General features: G+C 68.6%; 20 protein-coding genes and 1 pseudogene. 18 read left to right on the top strand and 3 right to left on the bottom strand.

The window, feature by feature from the left end; translation table 11 throughout:
* Nucleotides 1–211: 211 nt before the first annotated feature.
* From AB0H93_RS14265 to AB0H93_RS14240, 6 genes are read left to right on the top strand one after another with little or no spacing between them, the layout of a single operon-like run.
* Nucleotides 212–1,228: an ABC transporter permease gene (locus tag AB0H93_RS14265; RefSeq protein WP_358572245.1), complete on the top strand. Its 1,017-nt coding sequence runs from the start codon at nt 212–214 to the stop codon at nt 1,226–1,228.
* Between the two features lie 35 nt (nt 1,229–1,263).
* Complete coding sequence (locus tag AB0H93_RS14260; RefSeq protein ID WP_358572243.1) at nt 1,264–2,982, top strand: ABC transporter substrate-binding protein; 1,719 nt, start codon at nt 1,264–1,266, stop codon at nt 2,980–2,982.
* Nucleotides 2,983–3,041: 59 nt separating this feature from the next.
* Nucleotides 3,042–4,043 carry an ABC transporter permease gene (locus AB0H93_RS14255; RefSeq protein WP_358572241.1) on the top strand — a complete coding sequence of 334 codons (1,002 nt, stop codon included), beginning with the start codon at nt 3,042–3,044 and terminating at the stop codon, nt 4,041–4,043.
* Entirely contained in the window at nt 4,043–5,056 is a 1,014-nt protein-coding gene (locus tag AB0H93_RS14250) for an ABC transporter ATP-binding protein (protein ID WP_358572239.1), read from the top strand. The genes AB0H93_RS14255 and AB0H93_RS14250 overlap by 1 nt, the downstream gene beginning before the upstream one ends.
* A complete protein-coding gene (locus AB0H93_RS14245; RefSeq protein WP_358572237.1) occupies nt 5,053–6,054 on the top strand; it encodes an oligopeptide/dipeptide ABC transporter ATP-binding protein in 1,002 nt (333 codons plus the stop codon). The genes AB0H93_RS14250 and AB0H93_RS14245 overlap by 4 nt, the downstream gene beginning before the upstream one ends.
* 34 nt (nt 6,055–6,088) lie before the next feature.
* Nucleotides 6,089–7,309: an amidohydrolase gene (locus tag AB0H93_RS14240; RefSeq protein WP_358572235.1), complete on the top strand. Its 1,221-nt coding sequence runs from the start codon at nt 6,089–6,091 to the stop codon at nt 7,307–7,309.
* Nucleotides 7,310–7,426: 117 nt separating this feature from the next.
* Here AB0H93_RS14240 and AB0H93_RS14235 read toward each other — a convergent pair whose 3' ends face one another.
* Nucleotides 7,427–7,882 carry a MarR family winged helix-turn-helix transcriptional regulator gene (locus AB0H93_RS14235; protein ID WP_358572233.1) on the bottom strand — a complete coding sequence of 152 codons (456 nt, stop codon included), beginning with the start codon at nt 7,880–7,882 and terminating at the stop codon, nt 7,427–7,429.
* A 77-nt stretch (nt 7,883–7,959) separates the two neighbouring features.
* On the opposite strand from AB0H93_RS14235, the gene AB0H93_RS14230 reads away from it, so the two are divergent.
* Complete coding sequence (locus tag AB0H93_RS14230) at nt 7,960–8,367, top strand: VOC family protein (protein WP_358572231.1); 408 nt, start codon at nt 7,960–7,962, stop codon at nt 8,365–8,367.
* A 666-nt stretch (nt 8,368–9,033) separates the two neighbouring features.
* Nucleotides 9,034–9,771 (top strand): FCD domain-containing protein, encoded by a 738-nt coding sequence (locus AB0H93_RS14225; protein ID WP_358572229.1) that lies wholly within the window; start codon nt 9,034–9,036, stop codon nt 9,769–9,771.
* A 115-nt stretch (nt 9,772–9,886) separates the two neighbouring features.
* Here the strand turns inward: AB0H93_RS14225 and AB0H93_RS14220 are convergent, their stop codons facing one another.
* Complete coding sequence (locus AB0H93_RS14220; RefSeq protein ID WP_358572227.1) at nt 9,887–10,324, bottom strand: Zn-ribbon domain-containing OB-fold protein; 438 nt, start codon at nt 10,322–10,324, stop codon at nt 9,887–9,889.
* A 43-nt stretch (nt 10,325–10,367) separates the two neighbouring features.
* On the opposite strand from AB0H93_RS14220, the gene AB0H93_RS14215 reads away from it, so the two are divergent.
* The 7 genes and pseudogenes from AB0H93_RS14215 to AB0H93_RS14185 all read left to right on the top strand — a co-directional run bounded on the left by AB0H93_RS14215 (nt 10,368) and on the right by AB0H93_RS14185 (nt 18,571).
* Nucleotides 10,368–11,507 carry an acyl-CoA dehydrogenase family protein gene (locus AB0H93_RS14215; RefSeq protein WP_358572225.1) on the top strand — a complete coding sequence of 380 codons (1,140 nt, stop codon included), beginning with the start codon at nt 10,368–10,370 and terminating at the stop codon, nt 11,505–11,507.
* Nucleotides 11,508–11,509: 2 nt separating this feature from the next.
* Nucleotides 11,510–12,436 carry an acyl-CoA dehydrogenase family protein gene (locus AB0H93_RS14210; RefSeq protein ID WP_358572223.1) on the top strand — a complete coding sequence of 309 codons (927 nt, stop codon included), beginning with the start codon at nt 11,510–11,512 and terminating at the stop codon, nt 12,434–12,436.
* Complete coding sequence (locus tag AB0H93_RS14205) at nt 12,433–13,380, top strand: acyl-CoA dehydrogenase family protein (RefSeq protein WP_358572221.1); 948 nt, start codon at nt 12,433–12,435, stop codon at nt 13,378–13,380. Before AB0H93_RS14210 ends, AB0H93_RS14205 begins: the two co-directional genes overlap by 4 nt.
* The gene (locus AB0H93_RS14200) at nt 13,380–14,195 is read left to right on the top strand and encodes an enoyl-CoA hydratase-related protein (RefSeq protein ID WP_358572219.1); all 816 of its coding nucleotides are present in this window, start codon (nt 13,380–13,382) and stop codon (nt 14,193–14,195) included. Before AB0H93_RS14205 ends, AB0H93_RS14200 begins: the two co-directional genes overlap by 1 nt.
* 1 nt (nt 14,196) lies before the next feature.
* Nucleotides 14,197–15,315, top strand: coding sequence for an acyl-CoA dehydrogenase family protein (locus AB0H93_RS14195; RefSeq protein ID WP_358572217.1), 1,119 nt, complete (start codon nt 14,197–14,199; stop codon nt 15,313–15,315).
* Nucleotides 15,316–15,368: 53 nt separating this feature from the next.
* Nucleotides 15,369–16,160, top strand: a complete 792-nt coding sequence (locus tag AB0H93_RS14190; RefSeq protein WP_358572215.1) for a crotonase/enoyl-CoA hydratase family protein — start codon at nt 15,369–15,371, stop codon at nt 16,158–16,160.
* Nucleotides 16,161–16,350: 190 nt separating this feature from the next.
* Nucleotides 16,351–18,571 (top strand): annotated as a pseudogene (locus AB0H93_RS14185) (heavy metal translocating P-type ATPase).
* An 18-nt stretch (nt 18,572–18,589) separates the two neighbouring features.
* Here the strand turns inward: AB0H93_RS14185 and AB0H93_RS14180 are convergent.
* Nucleotides 18,590–19,012, bottom strand: a complete 423-nt coding sequence (locus AB0H93_RS14180; protein ID WP_358572213.1) for a hypothetical protein — start codon at nt 19,010–19,012, stop codon at nt 18,590–18,592.
* 295 nt (nt 19,013–19,307) lie between these two features.
* Here AB0H93_RS14180 and AB0H93_RS14175 point away from each other — a divergent pair, with 295 nt between their 5' ends.
* The 3 genes from AB0H93_RS14175 (at nt 19,308) to AB0H93_RS14165 (ending at nt 23,090) form a co-directional block, all read left to right on the top strand.
* Complete coding sequence (locus AB0H93_RS14175) at nt 19,308–19,979, top strand: DUF4142 domain-containing protein (RefSeq protein WP_358572211.1); 672 nt, start codon at nt 19,308–19,310, stop codon at nt 19,977–19,979.
* The gene (locus AB0H93_RS14170; RefSeq protein WP_358572209.1) at nt 19,976–20,599 is read left to right on the top strand and encodes a class F sortase; all 624 of its coding nucleotides are present in this window, start codon (nt 19,976–19,978) and stop codon (nt 20,597–20,599) included. Before AB0H93_RS14175 ends, AB0H93_RS14170 begins: the two co-directional genes overlap by 4 nt.
* 73 nt (nt 20,600–20,672) lie before the next feature.
* Nucleotides 20,673–23,090 carry a hypothetical protein gene (locus tag AB0H93_RS14165; RefSeq protein WP_358572207.1) on the top strand — a complete coding sequence of 806 codons (2,418 nt, stop codon included), beginning with the start codon at nt 20,673–20,675 and terminating at the stop codon, nt 23,088–23,090.
* Nucleotides 23,091–23,103 lie beyond the last annotated feature (13 nt).

Below are 23,103 nucleotides of genomic sequence, written 5' to 3'. Positions count from 1 at the left end.
GAACATCGGCGCTCATGGTCGTCGGCTCGGCGGGGTGGTCCCGGTGTCGGCGCGTTCAAGCAGGTCAAACATTTGGTATACAGATTGCCGTCCTTGATGTACCGTCGCTTCACCTCACACCCCTGAGCACCGAAGGATCGATGTGCCGGATCCGCATGAGTCGACGAGTCGAGCGCGCCGCGCCAGCGCATCGGAGCACGTTGATGGGCAGGTGTCCACCCTGCCTTCACCGGAATCCGCGGCTGCGAAGGCCGATCGCGGGCCCGCTGCGGAGATCGCCACCGCGCGGTCGCTGCTGGGCACGGCGTGGCTGCGGATCCGGCGCAGCCGGATCGCCATCGCCTCGCTGGTCGTGGTGGTCCTGATGGTGCTGTTCGCGGCCCTGGCCCCGGTGCTGGTGGCCATCGAGGGCTCGGATCCGTTCACCACCCGGATCGGGCCGGACTACCTGGACGACTTCTACGCGCCGGGCTTGCCGCTGCCGTACTACCGCTACCCGTCCGGTGAGCATTGGCTCGGGCTGGAGCCGGGGCTCGGCCGCGACATCTTCGCGCGAATGGCCTACGGCGCAAGGATTTCGCTGACCATCGCGCTGCTGTCCACAGTGGTGTCGGTGGTGCTGGGCACCGTGCTCGGCGCTGCCGCCGGGTACTTCGGCGGCAAGGTCGACATGGTGATCAGCCGCGTGATGGATCTGTTCCTGGCGTTCCCGCACCTGCTGCTGGTGCTGTCGCTGACCCCGATCATGCAGTCCCGGCTGCAGGGCACCGCCCTTGACTCGGGCAGCCTGGTGCCGATCGCCTCGTTGGTGATCATCCTCGGCTTCTTCGGCTGGGCGTACCTGGCCAGAGTCGTGCGCGGCCAAGTGCTCTCGATCCGGGAGCAGGAATTCGTCGAGGCCGCACAGGCTTACGGAGCCTCGCACCGGAGCATCATCTTCCGGCAGATCATCCCGAACGTCATGGGGGTCGTGCTGGTCTACGCGACCATGATGATCCCCACCAACATCACCGCGGAGGCGGCCCTTTCGTTCCTCGGCGTCGGGGTCAAGGACCCCACGCCGTCGTGGGGTCAGATGCTCAATGCGGCCCAGGCCGGGAACTGGTACCTGTCCGACCCGTGGTTCCTGGCGGTCCCGGCCGGCGCGCTGGTGATCACCGTGCTGGCGTTCAACCTGCTCGGCGACGCGGTCCGGGACGCGTTGGACCCGCAGTCCTCCCGAAGCTGATCCACCCCTTCCTTTCCCATCCGCGAGGAGATGCAGTGAAACGAAGCACCACGGTGGCGCTCGCCCTGACGGTGACCACCGGGCTGGTCCTGACCGCGTGCGGCGGTGAGAAGCCCGCCCCGGGTTCCGGCTCGGGCTCGCCGGCCGACGCCTTCACCCCGGTGAAGATCGGGGACGGCTACACCACCAAGGGCGGGAACATCAACGTCCTGATGTCCTCGGACTTCCAGACGCTGGACCCCGGCAACAGCAACTACGTGCAGACCGCCAACGTGGGGCAGCTGTACTACCGCACGCTGACCATGGCCAAGGAGACGGCCGGCCAGCCGCCCACCATCGTGCCGGATCTGGCCACCGACCTGGGCACGCCCTCCGCCGACGGCCTCACCTGGACCTACACCCTGAAGAAGGGGCTGAAGTTCGAGGACGGCACGCCGATCACCAGCAAGGACATCAAGTACGGGGTCGAGCGCACCTACGCCCGCGACGTCTACACCCAGGCGCCGCAGGAACTGAACTCCGCCTTGGCCGACGACGGCTACAAGGGGCCGTACACCGGCGGCGACCTCAAGGCGATCGACACCCCGGACGACAACACCGTCGTCTTCCACCTCAAGCAGCCGTTCGCCGAGTTCCCCGCCCTGGTTTCGCGGTCGAACACGGCGCCGGTGCCGCAGGCCAAGGACAGCAGGCTCGACTACACCGCGCACCCGGTCTCGTCGGGCCCGTACAAGATCGAGTCGTACGACCGCGGCCGGTCGATGAAGCTGGTCCGCAACGAGCAGTGGGACCCGGCCACCGATCCGAACCGGCCCGCCCTGCCGGACACGTTCACCTTCACCCTGTCCACCGCGCAGGCCACCATCAGCCAGCAGCTGATCGCCGACTCGGATCCGACGGCGATCACGTTGGACAGCAACGGTGGCCTGCAGGCGTCCGACGCGGCCAAGCTCAACGAGCCCGAGATCAAGGCGCGCACCGCGGCAGGTCTGCTGGGTTGCACGGACGTGCTGAACCTCAACACCGAGACGATCAAGGATCCTCAGGTGCGCAAGGCGATCGCGCTGTCCATCGACCGGAACGCGATCCAGTTGCAGTACGGCGGCGCACGGTTCGGCAAGGTGACCCAGTCCTACATCAACCCGGCTCAGCGCGGGTACGTCGAGCAGCGCACCGACCTGGACCCGGCGGGCGGGCCGAAGCTGGACGAAGCCAAGAAGCTGTTGGAAGGCAAGGACGTTCCCAAGACCTTGGTGTACGGCTACGCGGACACCAACACCCGGTACAAGAACGTCGGCACCGTGCTGCAGCAGGACCTCAAGGCGCTCGGCATCGACGTGCAGCTGCGTCCGATCCCGGCCGCCAACTACTACACGGTGCTGGCCGGTGACCAGATGCCGGACATCGCCCGGAGCGGCTGGTGCGGTGGCGCGGACAGCGGTTCGGTGCGCACCACCATCGACCCGAACGTGGGGCCGAGCCTTGACGGCAAGACCTACGGCTTCTCCAACATCCCGCGGTACTACGACCCGAAGATCTCCGGCGAGATGTACCAGCTCCGCGGCGCCAACGGGTCGAGCGAGGAACTGGGGAAGAAGTGGGCGACCCTGTTCGACCAGGCCATGCAGTCCTACCCGCTGGTTCCGCTGGTGCGCACGTTCACCAACAGCGTGGTCGGTTCCAAGGTCCGCAACGCGCAGGTGGGCTACTTCTTCGGCTCCATCGACCTGTCGATCGTCGGCGTCGAGCGGTGACGGTCCGGGCACGAGAGAGGTAGAGCGGTGAGTCCATCCCGAGCTGGCAGGTTGCGCCCATGACCAGGTTCGTACTGCGGCGGTTCGTCGCGATGATCGTGCTGCTGTTCGTCATCAGCTTCGTGACGTTCAGCTTGTTCCAGCTCGGTCCGGCGGACCCGGCCGCGGCGGCGTGCGGGCAGGAGTGCACTCCGGAACGCATCGCCGAGGCCCGCGTCGCGCTCGGGATGGACAAGCCGTTCCTCAGCCAGTACTTCGCCTACATGTCCGGACTGCTGGGCGACCGCGCGGTCGGAGCGCCGGGCACCGAGACCCTGTGCTCTTGGCCGTGCCTGGGGAAGTCGTTCCAGACCAACGAGGACGTCACCACGATCATCGGGCGGGCCCTGCCGTACACGGTGTCGGTGGCCAGCGGTGCGATCGTGCTGTGGACCATCGCCGGCGTCGGGCTGGGCCTGCTGGCGGCGCTGCGCAAGGGCCGGCTCACCGACAAGGTGATCGTCGGCGCCGCCTCGATCGGGGTGTCCCTGCCCATTCCGGTGACCGGCCTGCTGCTGCTGTTGTTGTTCGTCAGCACGCTGGACCTGTTGCCGTTCACCACCAATGAGATCGTCTCGCCGTTCGGCGCCGCGGGTCCGGGCGGCTGGTTCCTGAACTACCTGCTGCCCTGGGTGGCGCTGGCGGTGCTGTTCAGCGCGCAGTACATCCGGGTCACCCGCAGCAACATGCTGGAGACCTTCGGCGAGGACTTCATGCGCACCGCGCGCTCGAAGGGCATGCCCCGGCGGCGCGTCGTGTTCAAGCACGGTGTGCGGGCCGGGATCACGCCGGTGGTCACCATGCTCGGGATGGACATCGGCGTCCTGCTGGGCGGTGCCGTGCTCACCGAGCAGATCTTCTCGGTGCCTGGTGTCGGATTCACCGCGGTGCACGCCGCGCAGTCCGGCGACCTGCCGGTCACCATGGCCATCACCATGATGGCCGCGTTCTTCATCATCGTCGCCAACGTCCTGGTCGACGTCGCCTACGCGGTGATCGACCCACGAGTGAGGGTCGCCTGATGACCACGCCTGAAGCCGCGCCCATGCTGGCCATCCGCGATCTGAGGGTGAGCTTCCCGACCGACGACGGCGTGGTGCACGCGGTCAACGGGATGGACCTGACCCTGGCGCGCGGGGAAACCGTCGGCATCGTCGGCGAATCCGGTTCCGGCAAGACCGTCACGACCCAGGCGCTGATGGGGCTGCTCAAGGACACCTCGGCCACCGTCACCGGTCAGATCCTGCTGGACGGACAGGACCTCAACGCGCTCACCGAGGCCCAGATGCGCGTCTACCGGGGCAAGAAGATCGCGATGATCTTCCAGGACCCGCTGTCGGCGATGCACCCGTTCTACCCGGTCGGGGTGCAGATCGCCGAGGCGTACCGGGTGCACAACGAGGTGTCCAAGAAGGCCGCGGCGGCGGTCGCCGTCGACATGCTCGGCCGGGTCGGGATTCCCGACCCGCGGCGCCGGTACTCGGCGTACCCGCACGAGTTCTCCGGCGGCATGCGGCAGCGCGCGATGATCGCCATGGCGCTGGTCTGCGAGCCCGAGCTGCTGATCGCCGACGAGCCCACCACCGCACTGGACGTCACCGTGCAGGCCCAGATCCTCGATCTGCTCAACGAGCTGCAGGCCGAGACGGGGACCTCGGTGATCATGGTGACCCACGACCTCGGAGTGGTCGCCGAGGTCTGCCACCAGGTCGTGGTGATGTACGGCGGGGTGCACGTGGAGCAGGCGACGGTCGCCGACCTCTTCAGCGACCCGCGGCATCCCTACACCCAGGGACTGCTGGCTTCGATGCCATCACTGGCGGGGGAGTCCGAGCGGCTCACCCCGATTCCGGGCTTCCCGCCGTCGCTGTTGGCGCTGCCCGAGGGCTGCCTGTTCGCGGACCGCTGTCCGAAGGCGCACCTGGTGCCGGACAACGCCTGCGGCACCCGCATGCCGACGCTGATCGGCCCCGACGGGCACCCGTCGCGGTGCCACCTGGAGACGCTGCCCCCGGCCGGAGAGGTGGTCCGATGACGCCGCTGCTGCAGGTCACCGACCTGACCAAGCACTTCCCGATCCGCTCCGGCGTCTTCAGGTCCGCCGGCGGCGTGATCAAAGCCGTCGACGGGGTCAGCTTCTCGATCGACGCCGGGCAAACCCTCGGGCTGGTGGGGGAGTCCGGTTGCGGCAAGTCGACCACCGGCCGGCTGCTCATGCGGTTGCTGACCGCCACTTCCGGGAGCATCCGGCTCAACGGCCAGGAGATCGCCGAGCTCCGCCGGTCGGACCTGCAGGAGTACCGGCGCCGGGTGCAGATGGTGTTCCAGAACCCCTCGTCCTCGCTCAACCCGCGCCAGTCGGTGGGCAGTGCGATCGCCGCGCCGCTGCTGGCCCAACGGGTCACACCGGCCGGCGGCGTCAAGGCCAAGGTTCGGGACCTGATGGACCGGGTGGGGCTGCGTCCCGACCACTACAACCGCTTCCCGCACGAGTTCTCGGGCGGCCAGAAGCAGCGCGTGGGCATCGCCCGGGCGCTCGCCCTGGACCCGCAGCTGATCATCTGCGACGAACCGGTGTCCGCGCTGGACGTCTCGGTGCAGGCGCAGGTGATCAATCTGCTGGAGGACATCCAGCGGGACACCGGGGTGGCGTACCTCTTCATCGCGCACGACCTGTCAGTGGTCAAGCACTTCGCCGACCGCGTCGCGGTGATGTACCTGGGGAAGATCATGGAGCACGGGGACAGCGCAAGCGTTTTCGGCGCTCCGGAACATCCCTACACCCAGGCGCTGTTGTCCGCCGTCCCGCAACCGGACCCGGCGGCGGATCGGAGCGGGCGGATCCGGCTGTCCGGCGATCTGCCCAGCCCGGCCGACCCGCCGCGCGGCTGCGTGTTCCAGTCCCGGTGCCCGGCGCATCCGTTGCTGGACCCGCAACGTCGGCAGTTGTGCACCGACAGCGTGCCGAGCGGCGACATCGCCTGCCATCACACCGATTCCGCAGGAGAGGCGCTGGCCGCCGTGCGCCGGTGAGCCGATCTGAACATCCGTACCGAGCAACAGAAAGGTGACGACCGTGTTGATCCGCGACATCCGTCCGTGGGGTGGCGAGCGCAGCGATGTCGAGCTGGCCGGCGATCGCATTGCGGGGATCCGCCAGCACGATCCGGCCGCGCAGCCGGCCGGCGAGGTGGTCGAGGGCCGTGGCCGGCTGTTGCTGCCGTCGTTCAGCGACGTGCACGTGCACCTGGACTCGACGCGGATCGGCCTCCCGTTCCGGCCGCACACGGGCGGTCCGGGAGTGTGGACGATGATGCTCAACGACCGGCAGAACTGGCGCACCGCAGAGGTTTCCATCGAGGAGCGGGTGGCCGGCACGCTGGAGCGGATGATCGCCCGCGGCACCACGCGGGTGCGGTCGTACGCCCAGGTGGATGTGGACTGCCAGCTGGAGAAGTTCGATGCCGTGGTGGCCGCGAAGGAGAAGTTCGCCGGTCAGGCCGACGTCCAGATCATGACGTTCCCGCAGGCCGGCATCCTCCGCGAGGAGGGCACCGCCGACTACCTGGAGGCCTCGCTGAAGGCCGGCGCCGAGGTGATCGGCGGCATCGACCCCTGCAGCCTCGACCGGGATCCCAAGGGGCACTTGGACGTCGTGTTCGGGCTGGCCGAGAAGTACCAGGTGGAGGTGGACATCCACCTGCACGAGCCGGGGCATCTCGGGGTGTTCTCCACCGATCTCGTGCTCGAACGCACCCGGGCGCTGGGCATGCAGGGCAAGGTCACGATGTCCCACGCCTACGAGCTGGGCTCGGTCTCCGAATCGGTGAGCCGTCGCATCATCGACGACTTCGCCGAACTGGACATCGCGATGGCCACCGTGGCACCGGCGGACCGCAACCAGCTGTCCCTGGAGGCGCTGACGGAGGCGGGCGTCCGGGTGGGCCTGGGCGAGGACGGCCAGCGCGACTACTGGAGCCCCTACGGCAACTGCGACATGCTCGACCGCACCTGGCAGCTGGCCTTCACCAACAAGTTCCGCCGTGATGACCTGATCGAGATGTCGCTCGCGGTCGCGACCATCGGTGGGGCCTCGATCATGAGCCACGACGTCGCCCGGCTCGCCGGGGTCGCCGACCGGCCCGGTCTTGCCGTCGGCGACCGTGCCGACCTGGTGCTGGTCGACGGCGAGACGCCGACCAGTGCCGTGATGGACCGCGGCACCGACCGCACCGTCCTGCATGACGGTGTGGTCGTCGCCGACCAACTGGCCCTGGTACGCCGCTGAGCCCCTTGCCGGAAGCCGGACCGGATGGGCACACCGGCGACTTCCGCGAAGGGACTCCGCTCATCGTCGGCGCGGACGATCGACCCTGTCGCCGTTCCGGGAAGTGATCGCGGCCTTCTATCCGTCGACGTCCGCCAGTCCTTCGTGGACGCGTAGCAGCAATCCTTGGAGCAATTGGCGCTCCTTCGCGTCCAGCGGCTTGAGCACCTGGTCCTGGACGGCTCGCGCCTCGGCGTCCAGGTCCGCCAGGACGGCCCGCCCGGCGGGGGTGAGGGAGACGGAGACCCGCCGCCGGTCCGCCATGTCGCGTGCCCGGTCGACGTACCCGGCGGCGGCCAACTGGTCGACCGCCTTGGCCATGTCGCTCGGGTCCACGCCCAGCCGGACGACCAGGTCGCGCTGGGCGTGCGGCCCGAAGTCGGCCAGCGCGGCGAGGGTCGCCATGTCCCACAGCCGCAGGCCGCGCTCGGCCAGCCGCTCGGCCAGCAGGCCGCGGGCGGTCTTGCCGACCCGGGAGAGCAGGTAGGTGCTGAGATCCAGCAGGGTCGGTGGAGTGGATCGATCGGCGGACATGGTGCGAGTCTAAGGTGTCCACCTATAGTGGGTGTAGACCCACTAATTTGTCGGCCATCGACCTGGGGAGCCCTGCTGTGGATGCCCTCTACCCCCGCCTGCTCGTCACCCGCTTCGCCGAGTGCTTCCGCTTCTACGAGGCGATCCTGCCGCCGCTGGTCGGCGCAAGCCTCGTCAAGGGCACCCCGGAAGGCCCCTATGCCAACTGGGACGTCGACGACGAGGCAGTCCTGGTGCTGTTCGACCGCGGCGCGATGGCCGCAACCATTGGCACCAGGGCGCTTCCTGCGCAACCCGGCCCGGCGCAGGACACCGCAATGCTGGTCTTCCGGGTGGAAGATGTGGACGAGCGGCTGGCCCTCTGCCTGGAGCACGGTGGCCGCCTCGTCATCGGCCCGGTCGACCGGCCGGAGTGGGGTCCGAACCTGCGCAGCGCCCACCTGCGCGACCCCGACGGCCACCTGATCGAGCTTCAGTCCTACTAGGGTCTAGTAGCTGGTCACGACATGGGGGATACGGGTGATGACGAGGTTGGGTGGGGCAGCGGTTGTGCTGGGCGCCGGAGGGGTGGTCGGTACGGCGTGGCTGGCTGGGCTGGCCGCCGAACGGCTCCGCCTGGCCTGGTCTGAGGACGAATGATTCGTCGGGGCCACGAACGCGATCCGGATGGGACGGATAGCGGCTGCAATGACACGGCCTGCTGCCCACCGCATCCGCGTCTGGCGGGTGATGGCCGAAAACCGGATATCCACCTCGTTCGGTCACGACGAGCCGGCGGGATCGAAGTGGGCGTGCGGGTCTTTCTCCAGCTATGAATCAACTTCAGCAGTGTCGTGAGTGGACAGTTCTATATAGACCATTTTTGGGGCGAGGCTTGGTGACTTGCTTGAGGAAAGCCAGGAAGTCCTCGCTGTCGTGGGGGCAGGGCCGTGAGGCTTGCCCGTGCCGCTGCGCATGAGGAGAGTCCGACCGCGGTGTCGGAGTCGGCCATCCTGCCGACTTGATTCGGCACTGCGAGGGCGATTCCGCGCGGGACATCGGTTCCGTTGCCGCATTAGTGCTCGCGTGGACACCTCAGGTGTGCGTATCGGCTATGATGTCCTTATCGCAATTGTCGATCCACTGGACGTCGAGCAAACAGGGACTGATTGATGGCAACCGAGCGGAAGAGTAAGCCTGCGGCCCGAGGAAATCGGCGGCTTGCGGAGAAGGTTGCCGAATCGATCGAAAAAGACATCATCGACAGTGGCTGGCAGATTGGTTCGGTGCTCGGTTCCGAATTGGACCTGATCGAGCGCTACGGTGTTAGCAGGGCGGTGTTCCGCGAGGCGGTCCGGCTCGTGGAACACCAGCAGATGGCCAGCATGCGGCGAGGCCCGGGGGGCGGGCTGGTGGTCACCGAACCCGACCCCGGGGTGGTGCGAAATGCCGCTCGACTGTACCTGCGACATGCTGCGGTGAGTCGGCAGCAACTGTTCGAGGCGCGCATGGCGCTCGAACTCGCGGGGATAACCAGTGCTGTCGAGAAATTGACCGAATCGGGAATCGATGTGCTGAACGAGGCGCTGCGCGTCGAGCAGGAGCTCATCGATCAAGGTGTGACTCGCGGTCATGCGAGAAACCTGCACCGGGTAATCGCCGAACTGGCCGAAAACCCCGCGATAACACTTTTCGTGGAAGTGCTGGCGCAGCTCGATCAGGACATCGTTCAGCGGGAATGGGATGCGACGGAAAAGAAGGACGACGGGCACCACGATGCCGCGGTCGAGTCGCACGACGCGCATCGCGCCATCGTTGCGGCCATCGTCGCCGGGGACGCGCCGCTGGCGCAGTACCGGATGCGGCGACACCTGCAGGCGATCGCCGCGCTGTTCGAGTCGGAGTCCTGACGATGCGGGCGGTGGCACCTGGCCGGACCCGCCCGCCGGTTTTCGTTCTAGCGGTGCAGGGCCTTGCCGCTGAACTCCATGTCCGGCAACCGGCTGTCGGGCAGGTGCCTCTCGGTCATCCTGGACTTCCTTCCGGTGATTCGGCTGTGGCGGTACCGGTAGGCGGCCCGCCGCACCGGGGTTTGAAGAACGGCAGGACCATGCCCTCCGGCATGCGCGTGAAGGTCGCTTCCACCGGCATGCCACAGTGGACGGACGAGGCGTCGCAGTCCACGATGTTGCTCATCATGTGGTAGCCCTCGCTGAGTTCGATGATCGCCACCACGTAGGGAACCTCGAAGGCGGGGGTCTGTGGCCGCCACACCACGGAGAAGCTGTACACCACGCCGATTCCGGAGCCGGCCCGCCAGGTGAGCCGTTCGGACAGGCACTGCGGGCAGTGCGATTGCGGCTTGAACACCGCCGCCCCGCACTGCGTGCAATGCTGGTAGCGCAGCTCACCTTCGGCGCAGCCCTGCCAGAACGGTTCCGACAGGGCAGTGGGGATCGGCATCGGCCGGCTTGGTACGTCAACAGGCACTGATCACTCCGAGGTCATGAGCAGCAGGCCCTTCGTCCAGTTCGCCAGTGCGACCTTCGCCCCCGTCGCCTTCCTGGACCGCGAGCTGGCCGGCTGGGAGCGATCCGAGACCGGCCTCGGCAGTGCGGTCTACAGTGACTTCTCGCGTGCGTTCGTGCGCAAGCTGGCCGACCGGGGATGGCTCACACCGCACTGGCCGGAGGAGTACGGCGGTGGCGGTCAAGGTGCGTGGCAGCACTTCGTGCTCGGCGAGGAGATGTGGAAGCGCGGGGAACCACGCGGACCGCAGTACATGAACGTGAACTGGGTCGGCCCCGCGATCATCAAGTACGGCACCGAGGAGCAGAAGCGCAAGCTGCTGCCGCCGATCGCGCGCGGCGAAGTCTTCTGGTGCCAGGGCTTCTCCGAACCGGAGGCCGGTACCGACCTGGCGGCGCTGCGGACGCGGGCGGTGCGGGACGGGGACAGCTACGTCCTGGACGGACAGAAGATCTGGACTTCCTACGCCAATGCGGCGGACCACTGCTTCCTGCTGGCCCGGACCGGTTCGGTCGCCGCCGGACGCGACGGCATTTCGGTCTTCCTGCTGCCGTTGAAGACACCCGGGGTCGAGGTCCGGCGCATCGACGGACTCGTCGGTGATCACTCGTTCAACGAGCTCTTCCTGACCGGCGCCCGGATTCCTGCCGAATGCTTGCTCGGCGAGGAGAACAAGGGCTGGGAGATCGTCCGGCGCACACTCGCCTACGAACGCGTCGGGGCACCTCGGTACGCGCGCGCCGCACTGGTGCTCGACCGGCTGGCCGAGTCGTGCGGGGCGGCCGGCCGCCTGGCCGACGTCGGTGTCCAAGAACAGTTCGGCCACGCGCGGGCGCTGTGCGAAGCGGCCAGGGTTCTCGTCTACCGCGTGATCGACGAGCGAGCGAAGGCGAAGGAACCCTCGCCGCTGGCGTACCAGGCCCGCGCGGCGATGGTGCAGGCCGAACGGGCCGTCGGCGACCTCGCCTTGGACGTCATGGGCAGCGAAGCCCTGGTGGAGGGAGAGCTGGGCGACGCGCAGTTCCGCAACTCGCTCGGCGCGGGTATCGCAGCGGGCAGCTACGAGGTCCAGCTCAACCTGATCACCCGTCTCATCCTGAACCTGCCGAAGGACTAGCCATGGATTTCGAGCCGTCGTCGACCCAGCGCGCACTACTCGACGCCCTGGGCACCTTGCTGAGCTGGCACGCCGGAACAACTCGTAGCCGTGAACTCGCGGTGCGTGGCGAGTACGACCACATACTGGAATCCGAGCTGCGGCGGGCCGGCTTCCTCGACCTGTTCGGCGCTGAGGAAGCCGGTCCACTCGGCGCGGCGCTCGCGGTCGAGCGGATCGCCGCCGAGCTTGGCGCCATCACGCCGGTACCGCACCTGCTGGTGCTGCCGGCGCTCGGGCTCGATCAACAGGAGGGGCCCATCGCCATGGCGGTGGGCGGGGATCCCAGCCCGGCCCGCTTCGGTGGCGAGGCCGGGCGGATGCTGCTGGCCGACGGCGACCGATGTGTCGTCGCCGAGGTCGACCCGGCTGCCGCCGAGCCGGTGCCATCCGCCTACGGCTACCCGCTGGCGCGGGTGACTCCTGCACGGCGGCACGAGCTTGCTCCCGGAACTGCCGCGATCATGGTGAACTGGTGGCGCGTCGGAGCGTCGGCGGAAGCAGTGGGGATGATGCGGCAGGCCCTGGACGTTGCCGTCACCTATGCCAAGGACCGCAAGGTGTTCGGCCGATCGCTCGGGTCGTTCCAGGCGTTGCAGCACCGGTTGGCCGAGCTGAGCGTGCTCGTCGAGGGTGCGCGTTGGCTGGTTTACGAGGCTGCTTTCCGCGGTGCGCCGACGGAGTCGGCCGCGGTCGCTGCGGCGCACACGATGGCCGCGCTGAGCCGGTTGACGCGGGAAACGCACCAGATCATGGGCGCCGTCGGGCTCACCAAGGAACATGACCTGCACCTGTGGACGCTGCGCATGCAGGCGCAGCGGGCCGAACTCGGCGGCCGGCGCGCGCACGAACGCACGGTGGTGGCCGCGCGCTGGGCGAGGGCGTCATGAGCATCGCGCTGACCCGCACCGCGGAGCAACGCGCGTTGGCCGACTTGGTCCGGAGCTATTGCGCGGCGCGCTGCACGGAGGAGGTCCGGGGCGCTGGTCCCGGGTCCTTCCCGTGGCCGTTCTGGCGAGGGCTGGCCGAGCTGGGCGTGCTGTCGCTGGCGGTGCCCGGTGAGGGCGGCGGGGCAGGCGAGATCGCCGCGGTCGGTGCGGAACTCGGGCGAGCCGCCGCACCCGGGCCCCTTGCGGCGACCGTGTTCGCCACGCACACGCTGCCTGCGGGAATGATCGACCCCCTCGCCAGCGGCACCGGCCTTCCCGCGTTCGGGGAGCCACCGCTGCTGCCCTGGGCCCCACTGGCGGAGGTGTTCATCGAAACCGACGGCGAAGGGGCGTGGCTGGCCCGTCCGACCGGGACGGTCGAGCCGGTCGAGACGCTGGGCGGCGAGCCGTGGGGCCGGGTCGTCCTGGAGCGCGTGCGGGCGTTGGAGCGGGTGCGCGCCGGGATGGCGTTGTCCGATGTGGCCCTTGCGGCCTACCTGTGGGGCGCAGGCCGGCGACTGCTCGACGCGGCCGCCGAGCACGCCAGGACCCGCGTTCAGTTCGGCCGGGCGATCGGCTCCTTCCAGGCGGTCGCGCATCCGATCGTGACCGCGGGCGTCGCGTTGACCTCGGCCGAGAAGCTGACCACAATGGCCGCGCTTGCGGTGGACGCCGGTTCGCAGGACGGTGGCGTGCTGGCGGTTTCCGCGAGGCTGTCCGCTTCCCGGGCCGCGGTCGAGGCGGCGCTCGTCGCTCACCAGACCTTCGGTGCGATCGGGTATTCCGTGGAGGGGCCGATCGGGCAGGTGGCGCACCGGATCAGGCAGTTGGCAACGCTGCCCGGCTACGCGAACGGCTTGGGCGAACAGGTATTGGCGAGATACTGCCGGAAAGGTCAGGAATGATGCGCGAGCAGGATGAAGCGGTTGCCCCCGAGGTGCTCTTCGACAAGCGTGACCACGTCGCGTACATCACGCTCAACCGTCCGCGCAAGGGAAATTCGCTGACCGGGTCGATGATGCCGCGGATGAAGGAGATCTGGGGCGAGGTGCGCGACGACCCGTGGATCCGCGCGGCGATCGTCACGGGTGCCGGCGACCGGCACTTCTGCACCGGTGCGGACGTCAACGCGGTCGCCGAACGAGGTGGCATGAGCACCGGCACCGGGCCGCTGACCGACGAGGTGTACTGGTCGCCGAAGCAGAACCGGGTGTGGAAGCCCGTGATCAGCGCGGTCAACGGCCTCGTCGCCGGCGCGGGACTGCATTTCGTGGTGGACGCCGACATCGTGCTCGCCGTGGACCACGCGGCCTTCATGGACACCCACGTGAACGTCGGGCTCGTCGGCGCGATGGAGAACATCGGGCTGGCGAAGCGGCTCCCGCTGGGGTCCGCGCTGCGGATGACGTTGCTGGGGAAGAGCTACCGCATGCCGGCCGAGCGCGCCTACCAGCTCGGCCTGGTCGACGAACTGTCCACAACGGACGGTCTGATGGACGCGGCCGAGGAGATGGCCCGCGCGATCGTGCGGAACTCGCCGGCCGCGGTGTCGCTGTCGCAGCAGGCGATCTGGGGCTCGCTCGAAATGGGATACGCGCAAGCGTGCGAGTACGGCTGGGCGTTGCTGCGCATGCACTGGGCCCACCCCGACGCCAAGGAAGGGCCGCGCGCGTTCAGCGAGGGCCGGGAACCGCGGTGGACCACCGGCGCGGAGGATTGAGATGGATTTCGGCTTCACACCTGAAGAAGAGGCCTTCCGCGCCGAGGTCCTCGAGTTCCTGGACAACTACCGCGACGTGAACGGCTACTTCCATCGCGGGGTGAACACACCCGACGGCGTCCGGCGCGTCTACCGGGCGCTCGGGGACCGGGGCTGGCTGTCGCTGTCCTGGCCTGTCGAGTTCGGCGGCGCCGGCCGCTCGCCGGCCTACGAGTTCATCTTGTGGGACGAGATGGCTTACGCCCGCGTGGCTCGGCCGCCGATGGGACCCGGCCTGGTGGCCAAGGCGCTGATGTCGCACGGCACCGACGAGCAGCGCAGCCGGTTCCTGACCGAACTGCGGCGCGGCCGGATCAACTTCTGCCTCGGCTACTCCGAACCGGACGCCGGCTCCGACCTGGCGACGGTGCGCACCCGGGCCCGGCGCGACCGCGACGAGTACGTGGTCGACGGTGCGAAATGCTGGACGTCCAACGCGCACTGGTCGGACTACATCTGGCTGCTGTGCCGGACCGGCACCCAGGACAGCAGATCGCGCGGGCTCAGCGTGCTGATCGTGCCGCTGGACAGCCCCGGGGTGTCGGTGTCGCCGATTCCGACGCTCGACGGCGGGCGGCTGAACGAGGTCCGGTTCGACGGCGTGCGGGTCCCGGTGGGCAACCGGGTGGGCGACGAGAACGAGGGCTGGCAGGTGGTCAGCTCGGCGCTCGCGGTGGAGCGGCACGTGCAGTTCCCACCGAAACGGCTGCGGCGGGACCTGCACGACGTGGTGACCGGGTTGGAGGCCGCCGGTGCCCTCGGCGACCCGGTCGTCCGGCGTCGGCTCGCGGAATTGGCCGTGCGCGTTGCGGAGGTCGAGGCGCTGGCGCTGGCACTTCTCGGCGAGGTGATCAGCGGTGAGCCATCGGCGGTGCCCGCGGCCTACCACAAGCTGGCGGGGACGGTCCTGGCACAGGACATCGCCCGTGCGGGACTGGAGTTCGGCTCGGCCGAGGCGCTCGTCAAGGGAACCGACGCCGAGTTCATGTGGCGCCAGTCGATCCTCGAAACCATCGGCGGCGGCACCTCGGAGGTCATGCGCGGGCTCATCGCCCGGCAGGAATTCGGGCTGCGCGCCTGAGACCTCGCACTGGATCGACGTTCGCTCACCGGCCAGGGAAAGAGGCGCTGTCCATGCCAAAGCGGTCCAGCAGCTCCGCCGAGGACCTGGTCCTGACCGAAAGGCGCGATCGAACCCTGATCGTCACGATCAACCGACCCGGATCCCGGAATGCGGTCGACCTGGCGACCGCCGAGCAGATCGAGCGGGCGATGGACCTGCTCGATGACGACGACGACCTGTTCGTCGGCATCGTCACCGGCGCAGGCGGGACGTTCTCCGCCGGGGCGGACCTGAAAGCGGCGGCCAGGGGCGAAAAGGCGGTCACGCCGAAGCGGGGTGGTTTCGGTGTTTTCCGGCGGCCACCGCGCAAGCCCCTGATCGCCGCGGTGGAGGGGTTCGCCGTCGGCGGCGGGTTCGAGCTGTGCCTCTCCTGCGACCTGATCGTCGCTGCCGCCACCGCTCGGTTCGGGCTGCCCGAGGTCCGGCACAACGTCGTGGCGGCCGGCGGCGGACTGTTCCGGCTGCCGAAGCGGTTGCCGTACCACGTGGCCATGGAGCTCGCCTTGACCGGTGTGTTCCGCGACGCGGAGTTCTTCCACCACTGGGGCGTGGTCAACCGGGTCGTACCCCCGGGAGCCGCCTTCGAGGCCGCATTGGAACTCGCCGAATCTCTGCAGGAAAACGGGCCTACGGCAGTGATGGCCTCGAAGGAGATCATCTTCCGGTCGTCGTCGTGGGTGACAGAGGAGGAGGCGTGGGAGGCGCAGCAGCCGATCGCCGCCAGGGCGCTCGACTCCGAGGATCGACTTGAGGGGCTGGCAGCGTTCGCGGAGAAGCGCAAGCCGATATGGACGGGACGCTGAAGAGTCATGGGGCGGGAACTTTTCGCCACCGGTGCGCGACCACCTGTTCAGCGCCATGTCGATCGGCGCAGCTGATCGAGTCCATCGCGACTCGGTGTGCAGGAACAGACGAAAGGTTCGCTCTTCCGTGAAGTCATCGACCTCCGACAGCACCGGCGCCGGACGGCGCGTGGAGTTGTCGGTGAGCGGCATGACGTGTGCCGCTTGCTCCGCGCGCATCGAGCGCAAGCTCAACAAGCTCGACGGTGTGCACGCCACCGTGAACTACGCCGCCGGGCGCGCGAGCGTGACGGCGACGTCGTTGGTGGACGATGCGCTGCTGGTGGACACCGTGGAGAAAGCCGGGTACCAGGCTGCGGTGCTCGCTCCGGAAAGCGAGGCGGAACCGGACGATGACCGGGCACGCGATCTCTGGCGCCGCATGGTGGTCTCGATCGCGTTGTTCGTGCCCATTTGCGACCTGTCGCTGTTGTTCATGTTCTTGCCCCAGGCGCGGTTCACCGGTTGGCAGTGGCTGCTCCTCGTGCTGGCCCTGCCTGTCGTCGGGTGGGCGGCTTGGCCGTTGCACCGAGCCGCCCTGATCAACGCGCGGCACCGGGCGTCCTCGATGGACACTCTCGTGTCGCTCGGGATCACGGCGGCGACGGGCTGGTCGTTGTACGCCATGTTCTTCCAGACCGGGAGTGCCGGCGATGCGGTGGGGTGGCGGCTTCTGCTGCGGCCGGAAGGGGCGATCTACCTGGAGGTGGCGGCCGGGGTCGCGGCGTTCGTGCTGGCCGGTCGCTACGTCGAGGCCAGGGCGCACCGCAACGCGGGTGACGCGCTGCGCGAGCTCGCCGCGCTCGGTGCCAAGGCTGTGACCGTGCTGCTCGACGACGGCTCGCAGCGTCAGGTTCCCGTCGATGAACTGGGCGTCGGCCAGCGGTTCCTCGTGCGGGCGGGGGAGACGATCGGCACCGATGGTCGCGTGGTCGACGGGCAGGCCGCGGTCGACTGCAGCGCGATGACCGGTGAGTCGGTTCCGGTCGAGGTCATCGCGAACGACGAGGTCGTCGGGGGCACGGTCGTGCTGAACGGCTGGCTGGTCGTCGAAGCGACCAGGGTCGGTCAGGACACCCAGCTGGCGGCGATGGTGCGGATGGTCGAGGAGGCGCAGTCGGGCAAGGCCGCGGTGCAGCGGCTCGCCGACCGCATCTCCGCCTACTTCGTGCCCGCCGTGCTGGTGGCGGCGGCGGGCACGTTGCTCGGATGGCTGCTCGCGGTGGGGTCGCCGCAGGAAGCGTTCACCGCGGCGCTGGCCGTGCTGGTCATCGCCTGCCCGTGCGCGCTGGGACTGGCGACACCAACGGCCCTCATGGTGGCGTCAGGCCGGGCGGCGCAGCTGGGGATCTTCATCAAGGGCTACCGGTCGCTGGAGTCCACGCAGGACATCGACACCGTGGTTCTGGACAAGACCGTGCACCGTCACCGACGGTCGGATGACCGTGGTCGAGGTGAGCTGCGTCCCCGACGTCGACGTGCGTCGTGTTCTGCGCCTGGCCGGCGCGGTGGAGGATGTCTCCGAACACGCCGTCGCTGCGGCGATCAGCTCCCACGCGCGCGCGGAGCTGGAGACTCTGCCGCAGGTCGAGGGGTTCACAGGCATGCCGGGGCTGGGGGCCACTGGAACCGTCGACGGCCACGACGTGCTTGTGGGACGCGCCAAGCTCTTCCACGAGCATGGTCTGGTGTTGCCGGAGGATTTCGACCGAACACGCCGGAAATGGGAGCAGCAGGGCAACACGACGGTCGTCGTCGGTTGCGACGGGAGTGCGGTTGCCGTGATCGCGGTGGCGGACCGGGTCAAACCGTCGGCTGCGGCCGCTGTGGCCGAACTGCACCGAATCGGCCTGCGCACGGTGATGCTCACCGGCGACAACGACGCCACCGCGCGGAAGGTCGCCGAGGAAGTGGGCATCGGCGAGGTGATCGCCGAGGTCCTGCCGGACGAGAAGGTCGAAGTCGTGCGGCGCCTGCAGTCCGAGGGACGTGCGGTCGCGGTCGTCGGTGATGGCGTGAACGACGCACCGGCCCTGGCATGCGCCGATCTCGGGCTCGCCATCGGTTCGGGCACTCACGTCGCGATCAACGCCGCCGACATCGTCCTGGTCCGCGAGGAACTCACCGCCGTCCCGGATTCGATCAGGCTGGCCCGCCGCACGCTTCGCACGATTCGAGGCAACTTGGTCTGGGCGTTCGGCTACAACGTCGCGGCCTTTCCGCTTGCGGCGCTGGGCCTGCTCAATCCGCTCATCGCCGCGGCCGCGATGGCCCTGTCCTCCGTGCTCGTCGTGTCGAACAGCCAACGACTGCGCCGCTTCTCCGGTAGCACGGCCCACCGCGACGGTGATACCGCGCTACCGGAGGAGTAGCTCCACTCGTTTCAGGGGCTACAGCGACGAGAGCAACATCGCGAGCGCCGCTGGATCTGCTGCACGGTGTACGCACCGCCGTCCGATGGCGGGGTGATCTCGACGGGCCCGGTCAGGCCGTGCTCGGTGGCGGTCTGCAGCACGCGGTCCACACCGACGTCTGCCGCGCCCGTGCTTCCGGAGTTCGCCGTTGGCGCGGGTGAGCACGTTGCGGGTCGCGGTGACCACGTCGGCACAATCCATGTCACGGCTCACGGCGGGGGCCAGGGGCTGCAGGTCGTCCTCGGTCAGCATCGCGGCGGCGCATGCGGTCACCGCCTCGACGCAGTCCTGCAGCGCGTCGACAGCAGCGGCAAGATTGTCACTGCTCAGCGTGGGCTTGGCAGTCACGCCGGCGCGCTGCCGGTGCTGTCGGGCACGGCGACAGAGCTGGGTGGTCAAGGTGCCGCAGGTTCGAATTCTGTCGGCTCGACGTTGGTGAGGGCCCGCTGGTCGGCACGCAAGTGCAGTTCATAGGGCCTTCTGCCATGTGTTGTGATTCTTGGTCTGATCGCCGAAGCTCGATCGAATCGCCGAACCAAGAGCGAAATCAGGCCGACCGGCCAAAGATCCGGTATTGCACCGGAGTTTCTGCTGCGGCATGTGGGGTACTCCCCGCACGGAAATGGTTCTTGACCGGGGGATGGTGACCGGGATGAGGAAATGCGCTGCGGCAGCGTTCGGTGGTGCGGCCTTGGTGGCGGCGTTGGCTGTGCCCGGCGTTGCGGCGCACGCGGCTTCGCCGTCGACAAATCCGGCGCAGTCGTCCGGCATCGCGGCCGCCGAACCGGCGGAACAGGACAAGTCCTTCATGACGCAGGCTGCGCAGGTGAATCTGGCGGAGATCACGATAGGCAAGCTGGCGCTGCAGAAGGCCACCACGCCGCAGGTGCGGTCGCTGGCGCAGGAAACGCTCGCCGACCACCAGAACGCGCAGAGCAAGCTCGAGCAGTTGGCCGGTCAGAAGGGCGTGACGCTTCCGTCGTCGCCGAATGCGGAACAGCAGAACACCGGGAAGCAGCTGGAGAGCGCGTCCGGCGCTATGTTCGACACCACCTATCTGCAGGCGCAGATCTCCGGACACCAGGAGGCGAGCACGCAAACGCGTGCCGAAATCGACTCCGGCCGGGATGCTGACGTGCAGGCTTACGCGAAGGACTTTCTCCCGGCGGTCCTCAAGCACCTGAGTCATGCCCAGGCGGATGCGAAGGCCCTCGGAATTCCGCCGAAGGGGGCCAACACGGGTTCCGGCGGCCTGGCGGAGCGAGTACGGTCCCACGCTGCCGACCTCGGCCTGGTGGCGGGAGGTCTGGCGATGGCCGTGGGTGCAGGCGTGGTGCTGCTGCGTCGGCGCCGGCAGCTCGGGTGAGCTCATGGCGGCGCCGGGCGCCGGAGGCTCTGCTGGCGCTCGGTCTGGTGACTGCGGCGGCGGGACTCGGCGACGTTCTGGCCGGCGGTCCCACCCTGCCGCATGTCGGAACCGTCCCGCCCGCCCATGCGGGACCTGCTCCTGCTGCGGAGCAGGACGCGCTGGAGTCGGTGTCAGCGAGCGAGGTGCCGCAGCGGGTGCGGCTGTCGACATTGGGTGTCGCCGCACCGGTACAACCGGTTCTGCCCGGACCGGACCAGCAGCTGGGCGTGCCCGAATCACCCAGCGTGGTCGGCTGGTGGAGCGCCGGCGCCGCACCGGGTTCCCGGCACGGCACAGTCGTGCTGGCCGGGCACGTCGACACCCGCAATGCCGGTCCAGGTGCTTTGTTCCAGGTGGCTGATCTCCAGCCGGGCGATCCTATCGAGATCGCCTCCGCGCACAGCACGACCCGGTACCGGATTGCGGCAGTGCGCAGCTACCCGAAGGCATCCCTGCCGGCGGACGTGTTCGACCGCACCGGCCATCCCCGCCTGGTGTTGATCACCTGCGGAGGCCCCTTCAACGACAGCACCCGCGAATACGATCACAACATCGTCGCCTACGCCGTCCCGACGTAGGCGCATGGCATTCCCAGGCCATCCACACAGTCGGCGGCTGGTTCTGCCCGGGCTGGGGTGGTAGATCAAAGCCATGGGGGAGGTCCACAACCAGTTCGCGGGGAACGCGACCTACGTGGTGCAGGCCGGGGAGATCATCGGTGACATCGTGTTTCCGGCCGTCACGGATTCGGCTCTGGACACGGCGGCGAGGGGGCTTGCCGGGATCGTGCACGCGCAGTGGCGGGACGAGGCCGTGGCGAGAGGTCTGGCGGGCGCGGGAAAGCTTCCCGTGCAATGGGTGGCGGACTGGTCGGTGGCCGACCATCGGGAGAACGTGGGATCCGGGCCGGCCGGTGGGCTGGCCGAGCTGACGGAGGCGTTCCGCGAGATGCCCGAGCAGCGGCTGGCGATCATCGGCGGGCCGGGCTCGGGCAAGACGTCGCTGGCGATCCTGCTGGCGCTGGAACTGCTGCGTGATCGCGCGGCGGACCAGCCGGTACCGGTGATCTTGTTGGCGTCGTCGTGGAATCCGGTGAAGGAGCACTTCGACGTCTGGTTGGGGCGCCGCATCAAGGAGGAGTACCTGGGGCAGGGCGAGGATCTGAGCCGTGACCGGATCCGGGAGCTGGTGCGCGACCGCAGGATCCTTCCGGTTCTGGACGGCCTTGACGAGATGCCGGAGTTCCTGCTCGAGGAAGCGCTGGCCAAGCTGAACAGGGCACTGGGCGACGGCTCGCCGGTGATCCTCACGTGCCGGGCCGCGGAGTACGCCGAGGCGATCACTGACAAGAGCGTGCTCGGCGGTGCCGCCGTGATCCGTGCGCAGCCAGTGGATACCCAGACGGCAGCAGGCTATCTGCGCAGGACTTCCCAGCCGCGGCAGCTGGACCGGTGGGAGCCGGTGCTGTCCGAGCTCACCACGAATCCCGACGGACCGGTCGCCAAGGCGTTCGCTTCGCCGCTGATGCTGTGGCTCGCGCGCACCGTCTACAGCAGCAAGGCGAACGATCCCACCGCATTGCTCGACAGGAAGCGCTTTCCAGCTGCGTTGGCGATCGACCGGCACCTGCTCGACGCCTTGGTGCCGGCGGTCTTCCCGGCTGGGCCGAGGTCGCCGGATCAGCCGAGACCCATTCGGGATTGGGGGCCGCTGCGGGCCCAGCGGTGGCTGGCGTTCCTGGCCGCGCACGTGACGCGCTTGCACAGCAGGGAAATCAAGTGGTGGCGGCTGAGCCGGGCGAATCCGGTCCCGCTCGTCGAGGTACCCGCTCTGGTCGCGAGCTATTTCGTCCTGGTTCAGGTGATGGACCTCCTCATCGGTTGGTATCCCACCCCGAACGCATTCCAGTCGTTCGAGATCGTTCTCGGCTCGGACGTTGCGTTGAAAACCGCGCTCGCCGGTGGGGTTGTCATCAGCTTGCTTCGGTTGTGGAAGAGCGAGTTGCCACGGAGACCGAGGCTGAAGGGGCGGCTGGTCGGCATGATCACGACGCTCGCGATCGTGCTTGGGCTCGTGCCGTTCTTGCCCAGTGGCGCGGACATCTTGTTCTTGGGCGTCGGCGTCACAGCAATCCTGATCCTTGGATTCAGCGCGCCGATGCAGTCTGCTCAAGTACTGGGGCCCCGTGCGTTGCTCCGCGGTGAGCAGGCGTGCACCGCACTGACGGCGGCGCTGGTCAGCCCCGCGGTCGGAGCGACGGTGGCCTGGCTGCTGCCGACGTCGGGCTGGGCGGCGGCGTCCGGGATCTGGGTGATCGGCGGGCTGGCGTCCGCGGTCGTGGTGGTCGTGCTGAGCCCGTGGTGCCAATGGCTGCTGGCGAAGGCGGTGTTGGCAGGAATGGGCCGCCTGCCCTGGTCGGTCCTGACCTTCCTCGAAGATGCCCACCGCGCCGGGGTGTTGCGCCGGGTCGGCGGCGTGTACCAGTTCCGGCACTCCCATCTGCAGGCCCGGCTCGCGTCGGCGTGGACCGGGAAGGACGCCGCACAGGTCGCGGGCCGGTACGAGGCGGACGAGCTGCGGATCCACAGCCGCGGCGGAACCGGGTTCAAGCTGCAGGTGGTCGTGGTGCTGCTGCCCGTCATGGCGGTGGTCTTCATCGTCCAGTCCGGGAGCAGCTTGACGGACATCCAGGCGTGGCTGAGCATGGGCGCACTCCTGGGCGGGCCCATGCTGGTCGTCTGGGGCCTGCTCCGCCTCCTGAGCCGGAAGATCGAGCTGCATCTGACCAGCGAGGTCATCGAGGCAACGGTCGGCCGCCGGACGCTCACCTTCCCGTGGGACGAGGTCGCGGAAGTCGCCGTGCGCAAGTTCGAGCCGCCGTTCGGCAAGAGCGACGAGTTCATGCTGCACGTGCGCCCGGCGCCCGAGGCCGAGCTCGCCGCGTGGGTGCGGGTCAACTCCGCCGGATGGATCGCGATGTACCACTTGCCGACCGACGGCTCCGTGCCCGCTCAGCTCGAGCAGGCGCTCGTCCGCTTCGCGGGAGAGCGCTGGAAGCCGTTCAAGTGATCCGGTGCGGTGA

It is taken from the genome of Saccharopolyspora sp. NPDC050642, assembly GCF_040654735.1.
In the GTDB taxonomy this organism is placed as follows: Bacteria; Actinomycetota; Actinomycetes; order Mycobacteriales; family Pseudonocardiaceae; genus Saccharopolyspora; species Saccharopolyspora elongata.
This window is presented reverse-complemented; position numbering and strand designations above follow the sequence as displayed.